Raw genomic sequence first — 7808 nt, 5'->3', positions numbered from 1 at the left:
CCGCCGCTGATAGCGGGCACAATATAATCACGTCGTCGTCGATACGCGTCAGGTTTTGGCACTGGGGCGGATTGCAACGCATGCGCCGGCCCCAGTAGCTGTCGGCGTAGCACCTCGCACACCACACCAACTGTCACCGCTAGTGCCAGGAGCAGCAGCACGCCCGCCTGTAGCGCGGGGATGTCTTGGGCTGCAGCAGCGCCTAAAGTTGCGCGCCCTAACCCCGGGATGGCAAAAACCTGCTCGACGGCTACCGCGCCACCGGTCATACCCACGACGGTTAAGCCAACCTGGCTGAATACACCAGGTAAAGCGCGACGGGTCACCGCAGCCAGCAAACGTATGTCAGATACACCAATTTGACGCCACGTATCCACCCACCGTTCTCGGAAGGCATCGGCTAAGGCGTCCGAGAGCAGGCGACCTAAGTACCCTCCGGCGGGAAGGCCCAAGGACAGCGCCGGGAGAACCGCATAACTGAAGTCACGCCACCCATACGGTGGGAACCATCCCAGCCAGACCGCGCCCACGAGCAGAAAGACGGTAGCAAGCAAAAACTCTGGGAGTGCGGTCAGCGCCACCGCGAGAGCGCCTGAACCCCTGGCTGGACGACCACGCACACCACGGTGGATCGTCGGTGCGCACAGCAGTACAGCAACGCACAGACTGATCGACAAGGCAATCGCCATCAATGTCAGTGATACACCCAGTGACTGAATCATGCCGGGGCCGACCGGTTTGCCCGAGACCCAGGATGTCCCCAAATCCCCACGCAGTATCCCGCCCGCCCAGCTGCCAAAGATGGCCACTGGGCCACGGTCCAAACCTAGCTGCTCGCGAACTACCGCCAAGTTTCCTTCCGTTACTGGTAACTCTGAGTACCGGGCACGCAAGACCGTATATTCCGGGCTGGACGTTGTTAGCCATGGCAGCAAACCGATTAGGACGAGTAACCCGAATATTGCCACACTGCGGGAAACGATGCTGACCATCTACGATTCCCTAGTGCTGCAGAGAAGTTTTGTTGGTGATCAGGGTGCGCTCACGTGGATCGCGGTCCACACCAGACACGTTCGGTGCTTCGCCCTGAATGACGCGTTCGTGCAGCAGCGGAATCGCCGCTGTTCGAGACAGGATTGCAGCTTCGGCCTCCATGATCGCTGCCTGACGCTCCGGGCCCGGCGCGATGCGGGAGGCTTTTTCAATCAGCGAGTCCACGTGCGGATCGCAGAATTGGGAAATGTTAAATGAGCCAGCGCAGGAAAAGTCAGAAGCAAAGTACGCTACTGGGTCGCCTGAGTCGAGTACTGTGGCCCGCGACAAGATGAACGCATCAAACTGGCCATCCAATGCGTCTGCCTCGATGTACTGGTATTCGCGCACATCCTGCTCTACCTCAAAACCTGCCGCTTCTAGCTGTTGTTCCAAACGCACCGCAACCTCCGGTAGTTCAGCGCGGTCGGTAAAGGTGCCCAAGGTAATTGGGGTTCCCGCCGCCTGCTCGGGTGAGGCAGGCTCAACTCTGTTCTCTATCTCTTCTGAGTACGCAGTGTTTGTGCGCAGTGGGGCGGCCCACGATAAGGCAGGGCCCAACAAGCCGGCAGCCTCGTCGGCATGGCCTTCGTAAACATTATCGACGAGCTCTGCGCGGTCGATGGCGTCTTCGGCTGCAGCGCGGATGGCAGGGTCTGCGAATGGGCCGGACTCCGTGTTCAAATACAGAGTATTGGTGCGAGGCATGGGTACCTCGTAGATTGTGTCCGGATCCACGCTAGATAGTGTGCCACTGGGATTGCTTCCACCACGTGTGCATCGCCGGTACCTAAAGCCGCAGCACGTGCGGTGCCATCTGGGACAAATTGGGCATCAATACCGTCCACCTGTGCCGGTTCGCCCCAGTAGTCTGGGTATTTATCCAGAGTTGCCGACGACGTTCCATCGACGTTGACCAGTTCAAACGGGCCGGTGCCGTGGCCGACTGGATTGACGGTATCAGCGGAGTAGGCGGCTTGCGCCAGGATCGACAGCTGTGGCGATGATAAACGTTGCGGTGTCAATGGGTCAGGTTCACCTGTCTCGACGACTACATCTGTGCCATCAGCTGTAAAAGTAAAATCCACACCGTCCAAGATGCGCGGTCTCGGCGACGCTTCGTTCGCAAAGGACAAGGAGGCTGCGGCTCGCTCCGCAGTCAGCTCGGTGCCATCGTGGAAGGTGACACCGTCGCGGATGGAAAAGCGCCACGTGGTGTCATTGACCTGTTCCCACTCGGTGGCCAACATTGGCTGTGCGTTTCCTTCTTCATCCAGCTGAACGAGGGTTTCGGCGGTGGCCCAGCGTGAGAGCTTGAACGCATCGTCGGAAAGTGGGGTGAGACCAGACCGTGGCGGCTGCATGTGCGCCACCGAGACACGGTTGCTGCTATTTCCCTCACCGGAATTGCTGGTGGAGAAACAGCCGCTGGCGAAAAGTACCGAGGATAAAACAAGAACAGATCCTAGTTTTCGCAACATCATAATTTCCTTTGTGTCTTAGAGAGGTAAGCGGGGAGGGCCTGAACGAGGGCCGCAGTTTCTGTGTGAGAAGGAGAATTAAGTAGGCCACGCATAGGGCCTTCTTCGACAACGCGGCCGCGATGTAGCACCACGCCGCGGTCACACAGCGCGGCGGCAGCGTCCAGATCATGCGTGACAAACACGATGGCCACGCCCTCTAGGCCGCTGAGGGTGTTCAGTACTTCATCGCGCAGAGGAAGATCCAGGCCGGACACCGGTTCGTCGGCAAGCAGGAAGCGTGATCCTGTAGCCAACGCGCGGGCGATCGCCACGCGTTGAGCTTGCCCGCCGGAGATTTCATGTCTGCGGCGTGAAAGAAACTCTGGGCCTAAATGGACACTTTCCAGTGCAGACTCCACAAGTTTTCGGTGGTTGCCAGGCACTTTTAGCTGACGTAATGGGTCGCCAATCAGGCGGCGCACAGGCAGGTGCGGGTCCAGCGAAGAGGCCGGATCCTGTGGAATGTATTGCACTAAGCGTCTGTACGGGCGCATGTGACGTACCGAACCAGTCGGCACAGTTACTCCGTTCAGTGCGACCGTGCCTGATTGTTGTGCCACCTGGAGTAGCAACACCTTCAACAAGGTGGATTTTCCGGAACCCGAACGGCCAATGACAGCCACGCGTTCGCCAGGATGCACTGCAAAGTCCACGTCATGCAGAACCGGTGTGTCACGGGTATATCCAGCGACAATGCTGTGTGCTTCAAGCCCCCTCATGCACTCACCGCAAGACGCGATCGCGCCTGTGCCATGAGGGCGCGTGTGACATGACTGGAGGGGTGGGCTACCACGTCTGTGAGTCTGCCGGATTCCACAATGCGGCCTGCATCCAATACGTATAAGCGATCGCAACACGCAGCGGCCAATGCGATGTCATGAGTGATAAAGAGGACCGCTGCATCTGTGACGGCGCTGAGTGTCTCGGTGACTGCCTGTTGATTTACTGGATCGAGGGCGGTCGTAGATTCGTCGGCGATGATCAATTTGGCTCCCGCTAAGAGGCCCATCGCGATGGTTAGGCGTTGCCTTTGCCCGCCTGATAGTTCGGCAGGAAAGCAACTGCGCACAGCATCTGGGTCTTCAAAGCCAAGCTGAAGGAGCGTATCGACGATCGCCTCGTCGGCTTCCCCCGTGAGAGAGAGCTGCTGACCTACCCGAACGATTGGGTTGAGTGCATCGGAAGAATCCTGGTGGATGAGGATCGCGCGCCGGGGTGCTTGCACCATGCCGGTCAGTGCCATGGAGTGGGGAAGGCGTCTAGTCAGCGCCGCAGCGATGAGGGATTTTCCGGAGCCTGAGCGTCCGATGAGCGCGGTCCGTGTGCCGTGTGGCAAGGTCAGCGAGACATCGTCGACAAGCACGTCACTATTGCCACCAGTTACAGCAATAGTGACGTGTGAGAGAGAGGTGCTGCAGTTTTCCACAAATGGTAACGGTAGCCGTTTTCAATAGTGTGGCACCCAAGTGGGGGTGGGGAACGTTCGTAGAAGGAAGAAATGCCAAGAATGGCGGCGAAATTTTCAGCTTCACTCCAATAAGGATTTTCATTTTGTGATCCACTGGCGGTGCGGGCCTGGTAGAAATTCGACAATGTAAACTGGCTAAACATGATTGACGCTACGGATACCGCCCTTGTGATTGAAGGTGGTGGTATGCGAAATTCTTATACCGCAGCCTGCATCGTTGCACTGATTGAGCACGACGTTCATTTCGGGTGGGTTGGAGGAGTATCGGCTGGTGCCTCGCACCTTTCAAGTTTCGTCTCGCACGACGCGAAACGCGCTAAGGATTCCTTCACCACCTTTGCTACCCACCCAGAGTTTGGTGGTTTCCAATCGCTGATTCGTGGCACCGGCTACTTCAACGCGGAGTTCATCTATGAGAATTCGCAGGAGGCGATCCCTTTCGACTGGGAGGCCTTTCAAGCCAACCCGTGCGAGGTGCATATCGACGCCTGCCGTGCAGACACCGGCGAGACCGTGTCCTGGACGCGCGCTGATATCAAAGAACGCGAAGATATCTTGGCGATGGTGCGCGCTAGCTCAACCCTGCCGCTGATGATGCCGATGCGCTATATCGATGGCGTACCCTTTGTCGACGGCGCTTTAGGATCCTCCGGCGGCCTGCTGATCGATGCCGCGGAGCGCGCTGGGTATGAGAAGTTCCTGGTCCTTGCTTCGCGCCCGCGCGACTACTGGAAGCCGCAGGTGCGCCGCCCGCAGGCTTTGAGGCGCCTGTACCGCACCTACGCGGCGGTGGCGGAGGCCCAAATCACTAGGCCAGATCGCTATAACAACGCGAAGAAGCGCATCCTCGAGCTGGAGGAGCAAGGCCGCGCGCAGGTCTTCTTCCCCGATGTCATGCCGGTGAACGTGGGCGAGCGGCGCGTCGACCGGCTGGAGGCCTCCTACGCGCTAGGGGAGAAGCAGATGGAGCGCGAGTGGCCGGCCTGGGAGGCGTTCCTCTAGTCCGCCACCAGCGGTTCCATGGTCAGCTCTGGGTGCTCGCGCTCGATGAAGGCCAGCTTCCACTTGTCGCCGAAAAGGGCGATGAGTTCGCCGTCGGTACGCGTGAAGATCTCCACGCCGCGCTGGCGGCCCAGCTCTTCGGCGGATTCGGCATCGGTGCGGCGCGCAACGGAGTAGGGCACGGGCTCGGTGACCGTTTCCACGTTGTACTCGTTTTCCATGCGGGCTTGCATGACTTCGAACTGCATCGGCCCCACGGCGGCCATGACCGGGGCGGCATCGCCACGCAGATCGTTGCGCAGGATCTGCACAACGCCCTCGGAGTCCAATTGCTCCAGTGCCTTACGGAACTGCTTGTATTTGCCCAGGCTCTTCGCGCGCAGGGTCTGGAAGTATTCGGGTGCGAACTGCGGCATCGGCGGGAACTGGACTTTTCTGCCCGAGTAGATGGTGTCGCCCGGCGCCAGCGATCCAGCGTTCACCAAGCCAATGATGTCGCCCGGGTATGCGGTATCCACGGTGTCGCGGGTACGCCCGAAGACGGTCAGCGCGTACTTCGTCGAAAAGCTGCGATCCGATTGAGCGTGGGTGACCTGCATGCCGCGGTCAAACTCGCCGGAGACCACGCGCATGAAGGCCAGGGTGTCGCGGTGCGACTTGTCCATGCCGGCCTGCACCTTGAAGACGACGCCGGAGAAATCGTCGTCAAGCTCGCGGTACTCGTCCATAGCGCTTGTCGACGCCTCCACCGCCGCCGGGTCTGAGGCGCGGCCTTCCGGTGCGGGCGCGATCGCGCAGAGGGTGTCCAGAATCTGATGCACGCCGAAGTTCAGCATCGCGGAGGCGAAAATCAGGGGCGAAGTGATGCACTGCTCGAACATCTGCTGGTCATGCACGGCGCCGTCGCCGGCGAGAAGTTCCGCTTCCATGACGGCGGTTTCCCACGCGTCGCCTTCCTTCGACTCGGCCTCATCGGGGGAGTAGAAGGTCTCGGGCGCGATGGTGGAGCCGCCGGCGGTGCGGGTGAAGTGGACGTAGCTGTCCACCTCGCCGTCGTCGTCGACGTGTGCCAACCCGCGGAAGTCGCCGGCTTCGCCCACGGGCCAGTACAGCGGTGTTGGCTGCAGGTCGATCTCGGTGACGATTTCCTCGACGAGGTCCAGAGGTTCGCGCCCGATGCGGTCCCACTTGTTGATTACGGTGATGATCGGCAGGCCACGCGCTTTACAGACGCGGAAGAGCTTGAGCGTCTGCGGCTCCAGGCCCTTCGCGGCATCGATCAGCATGACCGCAGCATCGACCGCTGAGAGCACGCGGTAGGTATCCTCCGAGAAGTCCGCGTGACCGGGCGTATCGACGAGGTTGATGACGTAAGGCTCGCCCTCGTAACCTTCCGGCTTGTACTCGAACTGCAGTGCCGACGACGCGATGGAGATGCCGCGGTCCTTCTCCATCTCCATCCAGTCCGACACGGTTGCTTTGCGGTTGCCTTTGCCGTGGGTCGCGCCGGCTTCCGTGATCACGTGGGCGTGCAGTGCCAACGCCTCGGTCAGGGTGGACTTACCGGCGTCGGGGTGGGCGATGACGGCGAAGGTGCGCCGCCGCTTGGCTTCCGAAAGCGTACTCATAGGGGTTAAGACTAGTCGCAATGCTCACGAAACCCCCAGCCGGGCTGCGCTTCTTATGTATGATGAGAAGAGACAGTTGCATACGTGTCAACAAAAGGAGTGTTTAATATGGCAACAATTGGTATTTTTGTCGGGTCCATTCGCGAAGGGCGCCTGGGCGAGTCCGTCGGGCAGTGGGTGGCGGACGCCGCTGCCAAGCGTTCGGGCGCCGATTACAAGGTATTGGACTTGAAGGAGTTCAACGTGCCGCTTCTCGACGCCGCCGTGGTCCCCGGTGCAGCAAACAAGCAATACGACGATGAGAATGTCACCCGCTGGTCTCAGGCAGTCGACGAGTGTGACGGTTTCATCTTCGTTACCCCTGAATACAACCACTCCGTTCCTGGGGCGATGAAGAACGCGTTTGACTCGCTGGGATCTGAGTGGGCTGGCAAGCCGGTTGCTTTCGTCGGCTAGGGCTCCGTCGGTGCTACCCGCGCCGTGGAGCACTGGCGCACCATTGTTGCCAACTTCCAGATGGTAGACGTGCGCAACCAGATCGACCTGTCTATGTTTACTGAGTTTGATGGCCAGGGCAACGTCACTCCGAACGATCGCCGCGGCGAAGAACTGGAAAATATTCTCAACGAGACCGAGCGCCTCGTGGAGCAGCTGAACAAGTAAAGACTAGAAGGCCCGGCCCCTTCCCGAGTGCAGGAGGAGGGGCCGGGCTTTATTCTTGTCAGAACAGCTTAGGGATTAGTCGTCCCAGTCATCATCCCAGTCGTCGTCCCAATCGTCATTGTCATCCCAGTCATCCCAATCGAAGATCTGGTTGATAATGTGGCCAAAGTCTGGGACGGACGAGCCGATGCCGCCTGTGATCGATGCGATCGCCGCCATGATGGAGGCGATAATTGCCTGAATGTTCATTGTGTGAGCTCCAATCGAGTGAGTGTTCCGAGTGAGTTTCCCCGGGAAACTTCCCAGGGTCGATTTCTACTTAAACACCACTTGCGGACCTTGGCAATGGCTGTGGAGTTCACCTAAAATTCATAAAAGCGCTGGTCAGCAACTATGAGGCCGAAGTGAAAGTTAGGTGAAGGAAATTTAATCTTCAGTGCCGGGAATGCACCTTGTTTTGGGCCTTCGCCAGCCCTTCCTCCGCAATCAGGG

Annotated in this window: 8 protein-coding genes and 1 pseudogene; 2 read left to right on the top strand and 7 right to left on the bottom strand. The window is 59.3% G+C overall.

Annotated features, from left to right (window positions below; translation table 11 throughout):
- From ACHFGA_RS10990 to ACHFGA_RS10970, 5 genes are all read right to left on the bottom strand, one after another.
- The coding region (locus tag ACHFGA_RS10990; protein ID WP_394282418.1) for an ABC transporter permease at positions 1–851 on the bottom strand (851 nt) is incomplete at its 3' end.
- Positions 852–1002: 151 nt separating this feature from the next.
- Complete coding sequence (locus ACHFGA_RS10985; RefSeq protein WP_394282417.1) at positions 1003–1770, bottom strand: ABC transporter substrate-binding protein; 768 nt, start codon at positions 1768–1770, stop codon at positions 1003–1005.
- Positions 1713–2396, bottom strand: coding sequence for an ABC transporter substrate-binding protein (locus ACHFGA_RS10980; RefSeq protein WP_394282416.1), 684 nt, complete (start codon positions 2394–2396; stop codon positions 1713–1715). Before ACHFGA_RS10980 ends, ACHFGA_RS10985 begins: the two co-directional genes overlap by 58 nt.
- 116 nt (positions 2397–2512) lie before the next feature.
- The gene (locus tag ACHFGA_RS10975) at positions 2513–3274 is read right to left on the bottom strand and encodes an ABC transporter ATP-binding protein (RefSeq protein WP_394282415.1); all 762 of its coding nucleotides are present in this window, start codon (positions 3272–3274) and stop codon (positions 2513–2515) included.
- Complete coding sequence (locus ACHFGA_RS10970; RefSeq protein WP_394282414.1) at positions 3271–3981, bottom strand: ATP-binding cassette domain-containing protein; 711 nt, start codon at positions 3979–3981, stop codon at positions 3271–3273. The genes ACHFGA_RS10975 and ACHFGA_RS10970 overlap by 4 nt, the downstream gene beginning before the upstream one ends.
- Positions 3982–4164: 183 nt before the next feature.
- Here ACHFGA_RS10970 and ACHFGA_RS10965 point away from each other — a divergent pair, with 183 nt between their 5' ends.
- On the top strand, positions 4165–5025 hold the full coding sequence (locus ACHFGA_RS10965) for a patatin family protein (RefSeq protein ID WP_394282413.1): 861 nt from the start codon (positions 4165–4167) through the stop codon (positions 5023–5025).
- Here ACHFGA_RS10965 and ACHFGA_RS10960 read toward each other — a convergent pair.
- Positions 5022–6653 carry a peptide chain release factor 3 gene (locus ACHFGA_RS10960; RefSeq protein ID WP_394282412.1) on the bottom strand — a complete coding sequence of 544 codons (1632 nt, stop codon included), beginning with the start codon at positions 6651–6653 and terminating at the stop codon, positions 5022–5024. The two genes, ACHFGA_RS10965 and ACHFGA_RS10960, sit on opposite strands and share 4 nt — an antisense overlap.
- Positions 6654–6761: 108 nt before the next feature.
- On the opposite strand from ACHFGA_RS10960, the pseudogene ACHFGA_RS10955 reads away from it, so the two are divergent.
- Positions 6762–7316, top strand: a pseudogene (locus ACHFGA_RS10955) (NADPH-dependent FMN reductase).
- 75 nt (positions 7317–7391) lie between these two features.
- Here the strand turns inward: ACHFGA_RS10955 and ACHFGA_RS10950 are convergent.
- Positions 7392–7565, bottom strand: coding sequence for a hypothetical protein (locus ACHFGA_RS10950; protein WP_394282411.1), 174 nt, complete (start codon positions 7563–7565; stop codon positions 7392–7394).
- Between the last annotated feature and the right edge of the window lie 243 nt (positions 7566–7808).

The organism is Corynebacterium sp. (genome assembly GCF_043426755.1).
GTDB lineage: Bacteria > Actinomycetota > Actinomycetes > Mycobacteriales > Mycobacteriaceae > Corynebacterium.
The sequence above is the reverse complement of the archived record's forward strand: the minus strand, read 5'-3'. Positions and strand labels throughout refer to the sequence as shown.

What these genes read in the sequence shown, in the direction of transcription:
- ACHFGA_RS10965 (WP_394282413.1), top strand. Translation starts at nt 4,165, where the DNA reads ATGATTGACGCTACGGATACCGCCCTTGTGATTGAAGGTGGTGGTATG.
- ACHFGA_RS10975 (WP_394282415.1), bottom strand. Translation starts at nt 3,274, where the DNA reads ATGAGGGGGCTTGAAGCACACAGCATTGTCGCTGGATATACCCGTGAC.
- ACHFGA_RS10960 (WP_394282412.1), bottom strand. Translation starts at nt 6,653, where the DNA reads ATGAGTACGCTTTCGGAAGCCAAGCGGCGGCGCACCTTCGCCGTCATC.
- ACHFGA_RS10980 (WP_394282416.1), bottom strand. Translation starts at nt 2,396, where the DNA reads ATGCAGCCGCCACGGTCTGGTCTCACCCCACTTTCCGACGATGCGTTC.
- ACHFGA_RS10950 (WP_394282411.1), bottom strand. Translation starts at nt 7,565, where the DNA reads ATGAACATTCAGGCAATTATCGCCTCCATCATGGCGGCGATCGCATCG.